This window comes from Microbacterium indicum DSM 19969 (assembly GCF_000422385.1).
In the GTDB taxonomy this organism is placed as follows: domain Bacteria; phylum Actinomycetota; class Actinomycetes; order Actinomycetales; family Microbacteriaceae; genus Microbacterium; species Microbacterium indicum.
The window spans coordinates 103,572-120,516 of the sequence record NZ_AULR01000005.1; the positions used below are offsets into that span (position 1 = coordinate 103,572).

The window sequence follows — 16,945 nt, forward strand, 5'->3', positions numbered from 1 at the left end:
TCGCTCAGGCGACGAGCGTGACGCTCGATTCGCCTGTCTCGAGCTCGATGTGGACGCGGGCACCGACGGCCTCGGCGTATCGCATGAGCGTGTCGATCTTGTTCATGCGCACGTCGCCGCGCTCGATGCGCGACACCCGCTTCTGGCTGATGCCGAGGCGGTCGGCGAGTTGCTGCTGCGTCAGCCCGTACGCGTCACGCAGCTCGCGCAGCGCATGCGCATTGACCTCGCCGCGCAGCCGCTGCTTGGCCGCTTCAACTGACTCCTCATCGAGCGCGACCTCGCCGCGCAGCTCGTCCCACGTCCTCGCCATCACGGCCTCCTCAGCCTGTCGAGATGCTCCTGCCACAGGGCATCCGCCCGCGGAATGTTCTTGTCGTACCACTTCACCCCCTCGCCCGACTTGTCACCCGCGATCAACAGGATCGCGTGGCGTCTGGGGTCGAAGGCGAACAGGATTCGGATCTCGCTGCGCCCTGTGGATCCGGGCCGCAGCTCTTTCATGTTCCGGAATCTCGAGCACGAAACCGTGTCGACGACCGGCCTCCCGAGCTGCGGCCCCTCTTCGCCGAGCATGTCGAGCGCCGCCGCGACCTGCTGCTGCGAGCCGGGGTCGAGCCCGAGAAACCACTTCTCCACGAGGTCGACCTCGATCACCCACCGGGACACAGCTTACTACCTATACGTTCTGGAACGGGTGCTCTCATGCACGAATCACACCAGCGACCCCCCGACATCCGAACGACGCGACCAGAGGCGTCAGGAGGCGTGGAGATCGGCGGCCGTGCAGGCGGTCGGCTCGGCGGAATCCAGATGGAGTTCGACGCTGCACCGGTTCCATGTCACGAGCCCGATCGCACCGTCTCCTCGTTCACGTGGATCACCTCGGGAGGACCCATGCGCATGTCGCGTCAGTTGCCGAGCGGCAGCGCGTCGAGCCAGCCGTCGGCGGGCCCGTCGAACAGCAGCGTGGTCACAGGCGTCGGATCCTCACGTGGGCCGATCCCGGAGCCCGCCCCGTCACGTAGAGGCGCGGGCCGGGCATCGCGTCGGTGCCGCCGAGGTAGGTGTAGTCCTCGCCGGGCCGGTAGAACCCCGTGCCGACCGACGCGGACGTCTCGACGCGGACCGCGTCGTCGCCCGCCCGGTAGATGGACCCGTCGAGCACGCCGCCGGGCCGGAAGGCGATCTCGAGCGACCACGCCGTCTGCGGCCCGTCGATCGACAGGTCCAGGTCGACGCCGTCGAGCGTCGGAATCACCCGGATCCGGGTCGTCAGCTCGACGTCGGTTCGCGCCCGTTCACCGAACGCCATCGCCGCGGAGAAGCGTCCCTCGTCGACGACCGGGTATACGCCGTGCGACCGTCTGTGCTCGGGCGCCAGGGGCTGGTAGTAGCTGCCGGTGACGCTCTCGCCGAGGTCGATGCCGCCGTCGCCCTCGGCCATCTCGTCGGCGCGGAACGGGCCGAGCCCGAAGAATTCGCGCGAGAGGCGCACCGACTCGATCACCACCTCTCCGGCGTGAATCCGCAGGAACGTGGGATTGTTCGCGAGCCCCGAGCGGATCCGCCTGTGCTTCGCGTAGTCGCTCCCGCCGAACACCGTCACGGCTCGAGTCAGGTTCCGATCGATCACGAGACCGGATTCCGGCCATGAGAACCGCCCGACGGGGCGCACGGACGCCTCGGGTAGCTCCTCGGCGATCTCCGGATGCAGGAGGATGTCGGCGAGAACCGTCTGAGGTTCGGCGATGTCGGCCCGCGCGGCGACGCTCGCCGCCCATGCGAGCGTCTCGTCGCCCGTGGCGAGCGCGGCGCGTCGGAGCGGCACGAGCAGCGGGGCGAGCGCGAACGACGGTTCGCACTGATCCTGCCTGCGCGAGTGCACGGTCTCGACTGTTGCGTCGTCGTGGATCGCTCCCACGAGCGAGAGGAGGTTGCGGTGCGCGATCTCCAGGAGGTCGGGGCGCGCGAGCTCGCCTGCCATAGCGAAGAGAGCGGGAAGCGACACGTGCGCCGCATAGTTGGCGCTGCGCTCGGAGAACTGTCCGTCGGCGTCGATGTCGATGCCCTCGGCGAGCCACTGATCGATGCGGGAGCGAACAGCAGCGGTGTCCGGAGCGACGCGGAGCAGCCGGGCAAGCGCCGCGGCGAGTTCCCACCGATGATTCGGCGTGTGCACCCCACCCGTCAGCATCGCGGGGATCGCCGTGCGAGCGATCCCCGCGAGCCCTGCTCCGAGTGTCTCGAGCGCGGGATCCATCGAGGCCTCGATCAGCGCGAGGATGTCGCCGACGTCGTTCAGTGTGAAGCCGCTGTCGGGAGGCGACTCGACGTTGTCGCCGCCCGAGAACAACCCCGACGGCGTCTGCAGCGTGGTGAGCGCGCGAGCGTATTCACCCGCCTGCTCGATGAGCGAGGCCTCACCCGAGAAGCGGCCGGCCGGGGCGAGGTACGCCGCGACGAGAAGCTTCGCGCGGCGCATCGACTCCCGGTGCGGGCCGAGCGGGGCCCGTTCGATGGGCTCCGCCCCCGCGAGCGCGTCGACCGCGTCGTCCGCTGCGGCGATTACTCGGGCGAGGAAGGCGTCGTCTCTCGTCATGGTGCGACCTCCAGGCGCAGGGTCCGGATCTCGAACGCGGCGAGCGCGTGGGCTTCGTCACGGGCGACGTCGTCTCCCGGCGTCTCGACGAGATCGCATTCGCGGATCCGCGCGACGTCGAACCCGGGGATGAGGCGGAACGACGTACGCGCACCGCACGTCTCGAACAGCCGGACGATCACATCGCCGGAGCCGTCGGCCGCGAGTTTGATCGCGGAGATCTCGGCGCTCGTGTCGGGGTCGAGGGCGACGAGCGGCTCGACCGTCGCGGAGCCCCGGATCAGGCGCGGCGGCGCCTCGACGACGGATGCCCATGCCCGTGCGACGTCGGTCTGCTCGGCGGGAGCGATGAGCGTCGTGAATTCGTGATCACCCTGGTCGGCGTGAGGGTCGGGGAACGTGGGTGCTCGCAGCAGCGACTGTCGCACCGTCGTGATCACCCGCCCGCCCACGCTCTCGCGTCGCGCGTCGTGACCGTAGATCCCGTCGTTGACGAGCGCGACCCCGAAGCCGGGCTCGCCCACGTGCACCCACCGGTGTGCGCACACCTCGTATCGCGCCGCGTCCCACGACGTGTTGCGGTGCAGTGGTCGCTTCACGTGGCCGAACGCGGTCTCGTAGGCTGCGTCTGCGGCGTGCACCTCGAACGGGAAGGCGAGCTTGAGCATGCGACGGGTCTCGTGCCATGCGACGCGGGTGCGGATCACGACCGCGCGCCCCGTCTCGTCGAGCCCGATGCGCTGCGTCATGCGACTCGACCCGAAGTCGCACTCGACGATGACTTCGTCGCCGTGGAGCCGCGCCGCGCCGACGAGCGTCTCGGTTGCGAGTTCGTAGGAACGATCGAGGTCCCATGCGTCCCACCGTGCTGGTGCGTCGACGCACAGCCGCGCGACGTTCGCCGGGTGTCCCGGCGCGAGCAGGTCTCGCCCTGTCTCGAGATCGACGATGCTGACGATCGCGCCGTCTCGGCCGACGGAGACGCCGAGGGCGTCCGAGCGCAGGCGGAGCGCCTCTCCGTCATCGAATGCGGCGATCGTGACGGGAGCAGAGGGATCGACGACGCCGAAGGACGACCCGTGCGCGGCGAGCTCGCGGTCCCCGACCGGAACGAGCGCAGCCAGGGATCTGGAGATCATCGCCTCGAGCGTTTCGATCACGCGCGCGTGCGTCGCTTCGGCCTCGCGATGCACCCAGGCGATCGCGCTCCCCGGGAGGATGTCGTGGAACTGGAGCAGGAGGACCTCGCGCCAGAGTGCGTCGAGTTCTTCGGCAGGATACGACGCTCCCGTCCGCACCGTCGCCGCTGCAGCCCATCCCTCGGCCTCGACCAGCAGGCTCTCCGCCCGCCGGTTGCCGCGCTTCGTGCGCGACTGCGACGTGAAGACCCCCCGGTGGAACTGCAGGTTCATCTCCCCCGACCAGATCGGAGGGTCGGCGTACTCGGCCTCAGCCTCACGGAAGAACCCCTCGGGCGTGCCCAGCTCGACGCGCGGCGAGCCATCGAGATCGGCCTGAACACGAGCGTCCGCGACCATCTCCCGCGTGGGCCCGCCCCCGCCATCCCCGTATCCGAAGGGCATGAGCGACATCGTCGCCGCCCCGTGATCAGCGAAGTTGCGCACGCTGCGGGCGAGTTCGGTCGGCCGCATGTCCCCCGAGTATGTGTTGTTGGGCGGGAAGTGGGTGAACACCCGGCTGCCGTCGATGCCCTCCCAGAGGAAGGAGTGATGCGGCATCGCGTCGGAGTCGTTCCAGCTCATCTTCTGCGTGAAGAACCAGCGGATCCCCGCGCGGCGCAGAATCTGCGGCAGGGATCCCGGATACCCGAAGGAGTCGGGCAGCCAGCCGACCTCGGACCGCACGCCGAATTCCTCGTCGAAGAAGCGCGTGCCGTAGAGCAGCTGCCGCGCGAGCGACTCCCCCGACGGCATGTTGACGTCCGACTCGACCCACATGCCGCCGACCGGCGCGAACCGCCCCTCAGCGACCCGCTCTCGGATCCGTTCGAAGAGCGCGGGATCATGCTGTTTCACCCAGGCGAAGTGCTGGGCGGACGAGCTGACGAAGGTCACCTCTCCGTCGCGGTCCATGAGATCGAGCACGTTGGCGTAGGTGCGGATCACCTTGCGCACGGTCTCCCGCGAGGGCCAAAGCCAGGCCGAGTCGATGTGCGCGTGCCCCGTCGCGGTGACCCGGTGGGCGGAGCTCGACGCGGGCGCGGCGAGGAGGGGCGCGAGGATTTCGCGGGCCTCCGCCGCGCCTCGGGATGGAGCGTCCGGATCGATCGCGTACAGCGCGCGTTCGAGGCCCCGCAGGATCAGCGCACGACGGGGCGAGGCATCGTCCAGTTCCGCGGCGAGGCCGCGCAGGATACGCACCTCGCGTTCGAGGGCTTCAACGCCCGCGTCGATCAGGCGGATCTCCATCCGGCCGAATCGGTAGAGCGGATCGGAACCCGCCGTCACTCGGTCGCCGAGCGGGGTCGCGGAGAAGGCGCGGGGGCTGCGGAAGTCGTCGCCGCCCGAGAGATCCGCGTTCGACGCGGCCTCGACGAGGAAATCGACGTGCGACCCGGGGTCAGCATCGAGCGGAACGTGGTGGTTGCGGGGCTCAAGCCCCTTGACCGCGGTTCCGTCGAGGAGTCGCACGAGGCCCTCGCACTGGAAACCCGGTTTCGCGGATCCGAACCCGAGGTCGATCGATGCCTCGATGCGCCCGCGCCCTGCCCAATCCGACGGGATCGCGCCCGCGATGCGAAGCCACGTGGTGCCCCACGGCGCACCCCACGCATCGCCCGGCTTCACGGGGACGTAGCTCGCCCGTGCCACGGCCTCATCGAACGGTATCGGCTCGCCCGGCACCTCCCACGCGCCCACCTGGAGGTCGACGGCGCCGGCGACGATGCCTTGCGGGAGGTATTCGCCGAGGAAGCGGTCGACGCGGTCGAGAACGAGGTGGGGCGCGTGGTGCACGTCAGTCCTTGAGGCCTGTGTTGATGTTGGACGAGGTGATGTACCTCTGGAACACGAGATACAGAGCGACGAGCGGGATCATCGACAGGACCGACGCCGAGAGCAGGACGCTCCAGTCGATGTTCTCCGCGCCCACGAGCGACCGCAGACCGATCTGCAGCGTGTACTGCTTCGGATCGCCGAGCACGATGAGCGGAAGGATGTAGTCGTTCCAACGCCACTGGAACGAGACGATCGCGAGCGTCAGCATGATCGGTCGCGAGAGCGGCATCATGATCCGGAAGAAGATCCCGTACTCACTAGCGCCATCGATCCGCGCGGCGTCCATGAGTTCGTCCGGCACCGTCACGAAGAACTGTCGGAACATGAACACACCCGTCGGAGTGACGATGCTCGGCACGATCACCCCAAGCAGCGAGTTGTAGAGCCCCAGGTCGCGGACCACAGTGAACAGCGGGTTGAGGATCACCTCGCCCGGCAGCATCGTCATCGACAGGATGAGGAGGCCGAGAACGCTGAGCCACGGGTTCTTGTACTTCGCAAGCGCATACCCCGTGGTAGCGCAGAGGAAGACAGTGAGCGCCGTCGTCACGACGGCGACGATCGCACTGTTCGTCAGGTATTGCAGGAAGTCGATCTGCTCGAGTGCCTTCTCGTAGCCGTCGAGCGTCCAGGTGCGCGGCAGGAACGACAGCGGGTAGCTGAACAGCTCGCCGCCCGGCTTGAACGATGACAAAAGGAACCACAGGAGCGGGAACGCCATGAGGACCGCGAGTACCCAGAGGAACGTCGTCGGGAGGACGGCTCGACGCCAGCGGCCGCCACGCCTGCGCGTCGGACGCCTCGTGCCCGATTGGACGGTGAGAGAGTATGTGCTCTCCGTCGGTGGTGCCGTCACCATGCGCTGTTCCTCCTGCTCGCCCAGAGCTGCACGATCGCAATGATCATGAGGACCACGAGGAGGATCATCGAGGCGGCGCTCGCGTATCCCACATCGCCGCTCGTGAAGCCCGTGTCATAGATGTACTGCACGATCAGTCGATTCTGAGTCCCCGGTCCCCCGCTGTTGAGCGCCTGGATCATCGCGAACTCCTTCATGCTGCCGAGCGTCGACAGCAGGACCACGAGGACCGATGTGGGAGCGATCGACGGCAGTGTGATGTGCCAGAACCGCTGCCATGCGTTCGCCCCATCGAGCTCGGCAGCCTCGTAGTACGACTGCGGAACGTTGTTGATCGCGGCGATGAACAGCAGCATGTTGAACGCAGCCCCGCCCCAGGCGCCCGCGAGCACGACGACGAGCAGCGAGAGATCCGCGTTGCTCGCCCACGGAACCGGTCCGATTCCGACCAGCCCGAGCGCGAAGTTGACGAAGCCGAAGCTCTCTCCGAACAGCCACCGCCAGATCACACCGGCGACGATGGGCGAGACGAGCCATGGCAGGAAGAAGATGATCCGCGCCGCGGTCTTGCCCTTCGCTCCTGCCCCATTGAGCGCCACCGCCATCGCGAGAGCGAGCACGTACCCGACGGGCACCGAGACGAGCGCGAACAGCAGCGTGCGCCCGAGCGACTGGTAGAAGTCGGAGTCTTGGAACAGCGTGATGTAGTTCTCGACCCCGATGAACTCGGCGTCGCCGTACCCGCGGTAGTCGGTCAGCGAATATGCGAGCCCGAGCAGCCCAGGCCAGAGGAAGAACAGCGCGAACAGGACCGCGGTGATGACGGTGAAGAGGAAGGGCGCGGTGCGGTAGCGGCCGAACGGCCGCCGGCGCCCGGGGCGCCCAGCCGGGGCGCTCGGCGGCGCTGGGGCCCGCATGAGAGTGTCGGTCATCGGGCCGTCACTCCCCGGCCGCGGCCATCTGCTCGGTAGTCGCCTCGCCGACCGCCGCCACAGCCTCGTCAAGCGTCGCCTCGCCCGTCAGGTAGCGCACCATCTCATCCTCGAGCGGCTCGCTGTCGACCGAGACGCCGAGGTACCCGTTGAGCAGGGCGTCTGTGGTCTGGGCAGCGGAGACCTCGGGCGACTCCGCGATCTCGTCGTTGTACAGGTCGAAGGCGTACGAGTCGTCGCCGTAGTCGACGTCGATGCCATCGAGCGCCGGCAGACAAGCCGAGATCTCGCAGTACTCCGCGTAATGCTCCGGCTGGTACATCCACGAGATGAAGTCGAGCGCCTCCTGCTCGACGCCGCTACCGTCGAACGCGACGATCCAGCTCGCCGCCCCGTAGTTCGTCGCGCGCACCGGTTCCTGCGGCAACGGCACGGAGACCCACTCGAAGTCGGAGATGTTCTCCTGGAAGTCTGCGATCTGCCAGACGCCCGACAGGTATGCCGCGACACGGCCGCTCTTGAATGTCGCGCTCGCGTCCTCGGCGGACGCCCACACGGAAGCGGGGATGAACCCGTCGTCGTTCAAGTTCTTGAAGTATTCGAACGCGTCAGCTCCTTCGCGGTCGAGCGCCCAGCTGCCGTCGTCCTGCTCCGTGACGCCCTGGCTCCCGAACTCGTACAGGAAGGCTCGCAGACGGTGAGCGGACCGGTCCATGACTGCGCCGTACTGCGCGTCGGTCGCCTCGACGACCTGAGTCGCGGAGTCGACGAACTCGTCCCAGGTCCACTGCTCGTCGGTCGAGGTGGGGTAGCTCACGCCCGCCTCATCCCACAGCGACTTGTTGAGGAACATGCCGACCGACGTCAGCGTCGTCGGGAGCGCCTTGACCTTGTCGCCATCAGTGGGGTCGGGAACTTCGAGAGTGTCGATGACGCCGGCCTCGTCGGAGATGTCGCTGAGGTCGAGCAGCCGGTCGCTCCACGCCGGGTCGACGCCGGGCGCCGCCGCGAGCGCGGGCACGTCGTTGGCCTGAGAGGCGGTACGCAGCCGCGTCTGCAGGTCGGCGCTCGGCACCTCGACGACGTCGACTTTGACGCCCGTCTCTTTCTCGTATTCGGCAGCCATCGCCGCGTAACCACCGCCCTGATTCGCATCGCCCGATTGCAGGAACTCGAGGGTCACCTCCCCGGAGTCGGCGCTGCCGGAGCAGGCCGACAGCCCGAGAGCCGCTGCGGCGACTCCCGCAACGAGGACGGTGCGGATGGTGCGTGATCGTTTCATGGCATCTCCTGACCTGGCGCGCTACAGACTTTGGCATCACTACGAGCGCTTACTGAGCCCCACTGTCACGCCATGAGAATTCGTTGCAAAGTCAAGGATGTTTCCGGATGATGAAGATGTGGCGGCGGCCTCCCATCACGGGAAAGCGGGCACTCCTGATCTGATTCACTATCAACCTGATGCCAAATCGCAATGGGACGGAGACGCCGGTGACAGCATCGCGCTCGCGACGGACCGCGACGACGAAGGTCGTCACGCAGATCAACAGGACAGCGGTACTCGACGCATTGCGGGACTCCGGCCCGGTGACCCGGCGGCGGCTGTCCGATCTGACGGGGCTGAGCTCCGCGACGATCGAACGATTAGTCGGCGCGCTTCTTCGCGAGGGTCTCATTGAGCAGGATGGCGTGGTGCGGCAGGCCGGCGGACGCCCGTCGACGCTGCTCAAGTATTCCGGCGGGCGACGCAGCGTGGTCGTCCTCGAGGTGAGCGCCGAGGCCGTCCGAAGTCTCACGATCGGCCTCGACGGCGACCCGCTAGGCGATGTCGCCGTCACCCCGCTCTCAGACTGGTCGTCTCGTCACCTCACCGACGTCATCGAGATCACGAAGCAGGCTGTCGCGCACGCAACCGACATCGGCGGCGAGTGCCTCGGTGTCGGCGTCACGGTGCCCGGCATCGTGCACAGGGGGCTCGTCGCGAAGACCGCGGAACTCGGCTGGCAGAACGTGCCGCTCGAGCAGATCCTGCGGGATCAGACGAAGCTTCCTGTCCTGGTCATGAACGACGCGAACGCGATCGCGTACGGGGAATGGCGGCGCGGTGCCGCACGCGAACTGTCGACCGTGGCGTCTCTCGTGCTCGGGTCGGGCCTCGGTTCCGGCATCGTCAACGATGGCCACCTCTATCTCGGCGCGCGCTCCGCAGCGGGGGAGGTCGGCTTCCTCTTCGGCGATGTCACCGCAATGCGTCGATACTTCACCGACCACGGCGACCTCGAGTCGCGGATGAACGAGATCGCCCGGCGAATCTCGCCCGGCTCGCCGACTACCGCTTCCGCCGTGCGCTCGGCCGTCGAGATGTGCGCCTCAGGCGATGCCCCGGCCGACGAAGCCGAGTTGTTCTTCGACCTCCTCGCCTTCGGCGCCGCCGCGATCTCGATCGCGTTCGACACCGAGGCTCTGCTCCTTGCCGGGGCCTTCGAAGCAGCGCCGCAGCACTGCGTCGCCGAAATCGAGCGACGCCTCGTCGGGCGTATCGCCTCGGTGCCGACGATCATGCCCATCGCCCTCGGGTCCATGAGCGCGCTGACGGGAGTCGGCGAATCGCTGATCCGCATCGTGCGGGAGGCCACCTACCTTGCGTGATGTCGACGGGCGCCGCCCCGCGGCCGTCGTCGGAGTCGACGTCGGCGGGACGAAGACGCACATCGCGACCATCGATACCCGCGGCGAGCGCAGCGATGTGATCATCCCGTCTTCCGCGTGGCGCGAAGGCGATGTCTTCGCACACCCGGACAACCTCGTCCGTCTCGCCTCGGCGATCTCCGACGGCGCCCGGGTCGTCGACCACACCCGAATCGTGATCGGGCTGCACGACTGCGATACCGCGGAACAGGGGCGTGCGGCGCGCGCGGCGCTTGCGGACGAGCTCCATGCGCGGAACGTCATCGTGGCGAACGACGGCGAGCTGTTGGGCTGGGCCGAGAACCACCCGACGTCAGTGCAGCTCATCGTCGGGACCGGATCGGTCGTCCTCGGGCGCACGGCCGCGGGGGTCCCGGTTCGCGCGCTCGGCAACGGCTGGCTTTTCGACGACGCGGGGAGCGCCCCGGCGCTGCTCCGCGAGGCGGTCGCGTCGATCGCGTCGACGCACGACGACCCCGATATCTCCCGCGATCCGCTCGCCCAGTTCCTGTTCTCCGACTACGCAGTATCGGACGTCCCCTCGCTCGCCTCGGCGGTCGCGCGAGATGCCGGTCCCGCCGAGTGGGGCACGCGCGCCCCGCTGGTCTTCGAGGCGATGCGCCTCGGTTCCCCGATCGCTCGACGCGTCGTGCAGCGTGCGGCCGATTCGATCGCATCGGCAATCGCATCGGTTCGGGCCCGTGGCGCCGTCGCCGATTCGATCGTCGCCGCCGGCGGAGTGATCGTGAACCAGGAACCGCTGCGCGCCGCGATCCAGAACTCTCTGGCTGCGCTATCCGTCGATCTCCCGCTTCACGTCATCGCGCACGCGCCCGTCGAAGGCGCCGTGCGGTGGGCGCAGTCCCTCACGCCCCCGAGGAACACGCCGTGACCGCTGCTATCCCCGTCGTCCACGGAGCCGGCGCCTCGAATGGGCGAGGCAGGATCGCGGTGGCGGCCGCGTACGTCTTCAACGGGCTCGCGCTGACCTCATGGAACGTGCGGCTCTCGTCGATCCGCGACGAAATGGGCATCACCTCCGCTGACCTCGGCGGATTTCTCACGGCCGGTGCGGTCGGAACGGTGGTCACCGCGCTCGTCGCAGGGCGTTTCGTGCAGCGTTTCGGCGCGCGCCGCATCTATCTGGCGGCCACCGCGCTCTTCGCTGCCGCGTACCTGACCCTTGCAGCGGCGCTCGAGGTGCATTCCTTCCCGCTGCTCCTCGTCGCCAGCGTGGTCCATGGCCTCGCCTTCGCCTGCACGAACGTGCCGCAAGCGGTTCTCGGAGCAGCGTCCGAACGACACGTCGGGCGGACGATCCTGCCCCAGTTCCACGCCGCGTATTCGGTCGGAGCCGCCATCGGCGCGTCCATCGGCGGCCTGCTGTCAGGCGTCGGTGTCTCCCCGAGCCTCCAGTTCCTCATGCTGGCAGCCGCAGCCGTCGTCATCAGATCGGCGATCGCGCGACTCGTCCGCCCCCTCGATGAACGGATGTCGGCAGAGCGCTCCGTCGACGTCGCTGGTCGCTCCGACCGTACCCCCTGGTACGCGGTCTGGGGGAATAGCGCTGTGCTGTCGATCGGCGCCCTGGTGTTCGCGACGTCGATCTCCGAGGGAGCCGCGAACAATTGGGCATCCATCGCGCTCGTCGACAGCTTCGAGGCCGACGAGCAGACGGCCGCCGCGGCCCTGACCGTGTTCCTCGTCGCGCAGACGATCGTACGGATCGGTGGAGGCCGACTCGTCGATATCGTCGGTCGGCCCTGGGCGTTGGCAGGATCCGCCGCGGCGGCGGCACTAGGGCTCGCCCTGTTCGTCTTCGCCCCGACCATCGAGACAGCGATCGCCGCGAGCGCGCTCTGGGGAGCGGGTGCGGCACTCGTCGTCCCGGTCGGTGTCGGTCTCGTCGCCCGAGATCCCGTCAACGGCCCGTTGCGAGTCGCCGCGGTCACGTCGCTAGGGTCGATAGCGAACATCGCCGGACCGCCGCTCATCGGAGCAGCGGGCGCCGCGGTGGGCGTGCGCCCCTCGCTTCTGTTCGTGGTGGCCGCCCTGGCCATGACCGCCCCGCTTGTCATCCGACTGAGGGAGAGACGATGAAAGACCACACCCCCATCGATCGAAGGAGATCCATGCGCATCGACCGTCCCGGGCCCGGAACCGGCTCGCTCCCGCCTCGCGCCCGCCTGCGGTCGGACGCCCCCGAGCAGCTGCTCGACGGCGAGTGGTCCTTCCGCGTCCACCCCGCGCTGCGGGCCGCGCCCGACGACGGGTGGCAGGAGGCCGACGCGTCGGCGTGGGACACGATCGAGGTGCCCGGGCACTGGAACCTGCAGGGCCACGGATCCCCCGCCTACTCGAACGTGCAGATGCCGTTCCCCCTCGACCCGCCGTTCCCACCCGACGAGAACCCGATCGGCGACCACCGCCTCGACTTCCTCGCGGCGCCCGACGTCCTCGCGCACGCGCGCCGGATCCTGCGCTTCGACGGCATCGAGTCGGCGGCCGAGATCTGGCTCAACGGCCGGCACCTCGGCTCGACCCGCGGCAGCCGCCTGACGCACGAGTTCGACGTGTCGGATCACCTCGTCGAGGGCTGGAACCGCCTCGCTGTGCGCGTCGCGCAGTTCAGCGACGGCACGTACCTCGAGGACCAGGACATGTGGTGGCTCCCGGGTATCTTCCGCTCGGTGACGCTGCTCGCGCGGCCCGAGGGCGGGATCCGCGATGCCTTCCTCACGGCCGACTTCGACCCCGCGACGGGCGAGGGATCCGTCGCCGCCGACGTCGACGGAGACGCCCGCCTCGTGATCGACGAGCTCGGCGTCGACGCCCCGGCCGCGGGCTCGATCGCGGTCGGCCCCGTGGACCCCTGGACCGCCGAGACCCCGCGGCTCTACGACGCGCGCCTCGTCAGCGCGGGCGAGACGGTGACGCTCCGCCTCGGCTTCCGCCGCGTCGAGGTCGCGGCGACCGAGATCCTCGTCAACGGATCCCCCATCATGTTCCGCGGCGTCAACCGCCACGAGCACCGCCCCGAGCACGGCCGCGTCTTCGACCCCGCGGTCGCCCGCGACGAGCTGCTGCTCATGAAGCGGCACCACATCAACGCCGTGCGCACCTCGCACTACCCGCCGCACCCCGACGTGCTCGATCTGTTCGACGAGCTCGGCTTCTGGGTCATCGACGAGTGCGACCTCGAGACGCACGCCTTCGAGTTCGTGAAGTGGCGGAGGAACCCGAGCGACGAGCCCGCGTGGCGCGAGGCGTACCTCGACCGCATGGCCCGCACCGTGAACCGCGACAAGAACCACGCGTCGGTCGTCATGTGGTCGCTCGGCAACGAGTCCGGCACGGGCGCGAACCTCGACCAGATGGCGCTGTGGACCAAGCAGTTCGACCCCTCGCGCCTCGTGCACTACGAGGGCGACTGGTCGTGCCGGTACACCGACGTGTACTCGCGCATGTACGCCTCGCACGACGAGGTCCGCCGCATCGGCGAGGACGGGATCGGCGGACGCCCCGAGCTGCCGTTCATCCAGTGCGAGTTCGTGCACGCGATGGGCACGGGCCCCGGCGGCATGGAGGAGTACTGGGATCTCTTCGAGCGCTTCCCGCGCCTCGCGGGAGGCTTCGTGTGGGAGTGGCTCGAGCACGGGATCCGCTCGGCCGACGGCCGCATGCTCTACGGCGGCGACTTCGGCGAGGCCGTGCACGACGGCAACTTCGTCATCGACGGGCTCGTCTCGGCCGACCGCGAGCCGCGCCCCGGCCTGACCCACTACGCCGCCGTCATCGCCCCTGTCCGCCTCACGGTCTCGCCGGATCGCTCGTCGGTCGACGTCGAGAACCGCCACGACCACGCGTCGCTCGACCGCTACGAGCTCGTCTGGCAGCGCGAGGTCGACGGGCGGGTCGTCGCGTCGGGATCCCTCGGCTCCCCCGCCTGCGGCCCGCGCACGCTCGTCGCGGTCGACCTGCCCGCGTTCGAGGCGGTCGAGGCCGCGACCGCCGACGTCGTCACGGTGCGCGCCGTGACGCGCGCCGACGCGGCGTGGGCGCCCGCCGGGCACGTCGCGGGCGTGGGGCAGAGCGTCATCCGCACCGCTCCCGCCGCCCCGGAGGAGGGCGGATCCCTCCCTTCCTTCGACGAGGTCACGGGCCGGGTCTCGGGCATCGGCGGCGTCCCCGTCTCGGGCCCCGCCGTCGGCGTCTGGCGCGCGCCGACCGACAACGACGACGGCCGCCTCTGGGGCGAGGAGGATCCGCGACCCCTGTCGCTGCGCTGGCGCGAGGCGGGCATGGACCGCATGGTGCCGCGGCTCGTCGCGTTCGAGGCGGGCGACGCCGTGCGCGTCACGACCCGCACCGGGGCGCCGATCCACGACTTCTCGGTCGACTCACGCCTCACCTGGACGCCCGTCGCGGGCGGCGTGCGCCTCGACGTCGAGATCGACCCCGTGGGCGACTGGCCGGTCGGGTGGGCGCGCCTCGGCCTCGACTTCGTCATCGACGCGGCGCCCGCAGGTCTCGCCTTCGCGGGGCTCGGCCCCGTGTCGGCATACCCCGACATGACGGCGGCGGCGCACTTCGGCTGGTGGGAGATCCTGCCGGACGACCTCGTCGTCCCCTCCGTGCGGCCGCAGGAGTCGGGCGCGCGCCAGGGCGTCGTCGACGCGACGGTGCGCACCGAGGCGGGATCGCTCGGGATCCGCGCGCTCGGGGATCCGTTCGCGCTCACGGTGTCTCCGTACTCGCGCGCCGAGACGGCCCGGGCCGAGCACATCTGGGATCTCGCGGCCGACGGCCGCACGCACGTGTCGATCGACCTCGCGCAGTCGGGCGTCGGGACCGCGAGCTGCGGGCCCGGCGTGCTGCCCGAGTACCGGCTGGACGCGCGCTCGTTCCGCACCTCGCTGGTGTTCGAGGCGCGGTAGCCCCCGCGCCGAGACTCTGGCGATGAGCCGGCTCCCGCCCGAACCGGGTGGGATCGCCAGAGCCTCGGCGCGTCGCCAGAGTCTTGGGCCCCGGCCGCGTCAGGCTGCGCGGCGCGCGAGCGCCCTCCGCAGCGGCGCGAGGCGCGCGATGCTGTCGGCGAGGCCGCCCTCACGCGACGACAGGAGCCACGCGGAGCGCTGCGCGGCGAGGAGCGCGTCGAGCCGCGACGCGAACGCCCGGGCCGCGGGGCGGTCGGCGGGGGACGGATCCCGCAGGAGGATCCCGTCGGCGAGCAGGTCGACCGCGAGGATCGCGAGGCGCACCGCCTGGCCGACCTCGGCCGCGAGGCGGGAGGGATCCTCGCGGGTCGGCCGCATGAACTCGAGATCCTCGAGCGCGCCCGCCAGCACCGCGCGCGCCTCGGCGAGCCGGTCGGCGGCCGGGTAGTCGCGCTCCGCGTACTCCTCGGCGAAGAGCAGCACGCGGAAGAGCGGGCTCGCGTTCGCGATCGGGACGCCGAGCCGCGCCGTCACCCGGCCGATCTCGACGAGCACCCGGCCCGCGATCCCCGTCTCGTCGTCGAAGATCCGCTCGCCGAGGACGCGCGCGAGGTCGACCCCGCGGTTCGCCTCCGACGCCCAGCCCGCGCCGCCCGCGTAGACGATCCCGGGGTACGCGATCGCGGGCGGGTCGTAGTGGCCGTGGTCGCCCCACGTCGTCGTGAGGATCCCGTCCGACCCGTTCTCGAGCCCGACGGCGACGGCGTCGTCGATGTTCGCGATCGCGTTGTCGATGCGGCCGATGAGCGAGAGCCACGCGCTCGTGCCCGGCGCGACCCAGAACGGCGTCCCGGCGTCGACCAGGGCCTGCGAGCGGCTGCGGAAGGCGCCCGCGATCGCGTCGAGGTCGACGCCGTGATCCGCGAAGTCGCGCCGCTCCTCGTCGGTCATGCGCGAGACGGCCTCTGCCATGAGCTCGGGCGAGTCGTACTGCCACACGACGGGCTTCGCGCCGGCCGGGACGTCGCCCGCGACCTCGGGGTGGTTCGCGAGGATGTCGGCCCAGAACTCGACGCCGTACCCGCGCTCGATCCACGGCGTGAGCACCCGCGTTACGTAGTCGAGGTAGACGCGCCCGATCCCGTCGCGCTCGGCGCGCTCGCGGCTCGCGCCCCGGCCGAGCTCCCACGTCTCGTCGGCGCCGACGTTGACGCGGTCGGATCTCAGGAGGGCCTGCAGCTCGTCGACGAGCCCCGTCACGAACGCGGCGTTCTCGGCCGTCGGCGCGAGGGTCGACGGCGGCCGCAGCTGCCCGCCCATCTCGATCGGCCCCGACACCTCGCCGCGGGCCGCGTAGGCGTCGTGCTCGAGCCAGCGCTCCCAGTGGCCGAAGGTGTTCTGGTTCGCGACGAGCGCGATGCCCTTCGACGCGCACAGGTCGTCGAGCCAGCGCATGTCGTCGGCCGTGAGCGGCGACGCGTCCTGCCAGGCGGCCGCGTGGCCCGCGTAGGCGAAGGTGTGCTCGAGGTAGATCTCGAGCTGGTTGATCCGGGATCGCGCGAGCACCTCGACGAGGCGCGCGAGCGACGCCCGCGTCGGGACCCGGTCGCGCGCGACGTCGAGCATGAACCCGCGGTGCGCGAAGTCGGGCCAGTCGTCGATCTCGCAGGCGGCCTGCTCGGCGAGCGGGGCGCCGCGCAGCTGGTCGAGGGCGTCCTGCCCGTAGCGGAGGCCCGCCGCGTCGGAGTAGGCGAGGCGGATCCCCGCGGCCGCGTACGTCAGGCGGTAGCCCTGGGGGCGGATCCCGGGATCGCGGACGACCTCGATGGGGGCGTCGGGCCCGGCGGGGCCGCCGTCGAGCTCCGCGATCGAACGGGGTACGGGGAAGAGGAAGGGGAGCGACATGGTGC

12 protein-coding genes are annotated in these 16,945 nt (G+C 69.9%); 4 read left to right on the forward strand and 8 right to left on the reverse strand.

Annotated features, from left to right (window positions below):
- Positions 1–4 precede the first annotated feature (4 nt).
- The 7 genes from H576_RS0107670 to H576_RS0107700 form a co-directional block, all read right to left on the reverse strand.
- Positions 5–313, reverse strand: coding sequence for a helix-turn-helix domain-containing protein (locus H576_RS0107670; RefSeq protein ID WP_029150450.1), 309 nt, complete (start codon positions 311–313; stop codon positions 5–7).
- Entirely contained in the window at positions 313–657 is a 345-nt protein-coding gene (locus H576_RS0107675; protein ID WP_245559137.1) for a type II toxin-antitoxin system RelE/ParE family toxin, read from the reverse strand. Before H576_RS0107675 ends, H576_RS0107670 begins: the two co-directional genes overlap by 1 nt.
- A 316-nt stretch (positions 658–973) precedes the next feature.
- Positions 974–2,602, reverse strand: a complete 1,629-nt coding sequence (locus tag H576_RS0107680; protein ID WP_029150452.1) for a hypothetical protein — start codon at positions 2,600–2,602, stop codon at positions 974–976.
- Positions 2,599–5,577, reverse strand: a complete 2,979-nt coding sequence (locus H576_RS0107685) for an alpha-mannosidase (protein ID WP_029150453.1) — start codon at positions 5,575–5,577, stop codon at positions 2,599–2,601. Before H576_RS0107685 ends, H576_RS0107680 begins: the two co-directional genes overlap by 4 nt.
- Position 5,578: 1 nt before the next feature.
- A complete protein-coding gene (locus H576_RS0107690) occupies positions 5,579–6,340 on the reverse strand; it encodes a carbohydrate ABC transporter permease (RefSeq protein ID WP_245559138.1) in 762 nt (253 codons plus the stop codon).
- A gap of 131 nt (positions 6,341–6,471) precedes the next feature.
- Positions 6,472–7,410, reverse strand: coding sequence for a carbohydrate ABC transporter permease (locus tag H576_RS0107695; RefSeq protein WP_084502565.1), 939 nt, complete (start codon positions 7,408–7,410; stop codon positions 6,472–6,474).
- A 7-nt stretch (positions 7,411–7,417) separates the two neighbouring features.
- Positions 7,418–8,692: an extracellular solute-binding protein gene (locus H576_RS0107700; RefSeq protein WP_029150456.1), complete on the reverse strand. Its 1,275-nt coding sequence runs from the start codon at positions 8,690–8,692 to the stop codon at positions 7,418–7,420.
- Positions 8,693–8,901: 209 nt separating this feature from the next.
- Here H576_RS0107700 and H576_RS0107705 point away from each other — a divergent pair, with 209 nt between their 5' ends.
- From H576_RS0107705 to H576_RS0107720, 4 genes are read left to right on the forward strand one after another with little or no spacing between them, the layout of a single operon-like run.
- Positions 8,902–10,059: an ROK family transcriptional regulator gene (locus H576_RS0107705; protein WP_169564323.1), complete on the forward strand. Its 1,158-nt coding sequence runs from the start codon at positions 8,902–8,904 to the stop codon at positions 10,057–10,059.
- Entirely contained in the window at positions 10,052–10,990 is a 939-nt protein-coding gene (locus H576_RS14860; protein WP_036319927.1) for a BadF/BadG/BcrA/BcrD ATPase family protein, read from the forward strand. Before H576_RS0107705 ends, H576_RS14860 begins: the two co-directional genes overlap by 8 nt.
- Positions 10,987–12,198, forward strand: a complete 1,212-nt coding sequence (locus tag H576_RS0107715; protein WP_169564325.1) for an MFS transporter — start codon at positions 10,987–10,989, stop codon at positions 12,196–12,198. Before H576_RS14860 ends, H576_RS0107715 begins: the two co-directional genes overlap by 4 nt.
- Before the next feature lie 32 nt (positions 12,199–12,230).
- Positions 12,231–15,035 (forward strand): glycoside hydrolase family 2 TIM barrel-domain containing protein, encoded by a 2,805-nt coding sequence (locus H576_RS0107720; RefSeq protein WP_036319930.1) that lies wholly within the window; start codon positions 12,231–12,233, stop codon positions 15,033–15,035.
- Positions 15,036–15,134: 99 nt separating this feature from the next.
- Here H576_RS0107720 and H576_RS0107725 read toward each other — a convergent pair whose 3' ends face one another.
- The gene (locus tag H576_RS0107725) at positions 15,135–16,940 is read right to left on the reverse strand and encodes a family 20 glycosylhydrolase (RefSeq protein ID WP_029150460.1); all 1,806 of its coding nucleotides are present in this window, start codon (positions 16,938–16,940) and stop codon (positions 15,135–15,137) included.
- Positions 16,941–16,945 lie beyond the last annotated feature (5 nt).

Bases quoted from the DNA above. Each gene is read 5' to 3' on its own strand.
- H576_RS0107725 (WP_029150460.1), bottom strand. From the start codon at position 16,940: ATGTCGCTCCCCTTCCTCTTCCCCGTACCCCGTTCGATCGCGGAGCTC.
- H576_RS0107690 (WP_245559138.1), bottom strand. From the start codon at position 6,340: ATGGCGTTCCCGCTCCTGTGGTTCCTTTTGTCATCGTTCAAGCCGGGC.
- H576_RS0107670 (WP_029150450.1), bottom strand. From the start codon at position 313: ATGGCGAGGACGTGGGACGAGCTGCGCGGCGAGGTCGCGCTCGATGAG.
- H576_RS0107700 (WP_029150456.1), bottom strand. From the start codon at position 8,692: ATGAAACGATCACGCACCATCCGCACCGTCCTCGTTGCGGGAGTCGCC.
- H576_RS0107680 (WP_029150452.1), bottom strand. From the start codon at position 2,602: ATGACGAGAGACGACGCCTTCCTCGCCCGAGTAATCGCCGCAGCGGAC.
- H576_RS0107720 (WP_036319930.1), top strand. From the start codon at position 12,231: ATGCGCATCGACCGTCCCGGGCCCGGAACCGGCTCGCTCCCGCCTCGC.
- H576_RS0107695 (WP_084502565.1), bottom strand. From the start codon at position 7,410: ATGACCGACACTCTCATGCGGGCCCCAGCGCCGCCGAGCGCCCCGGCT.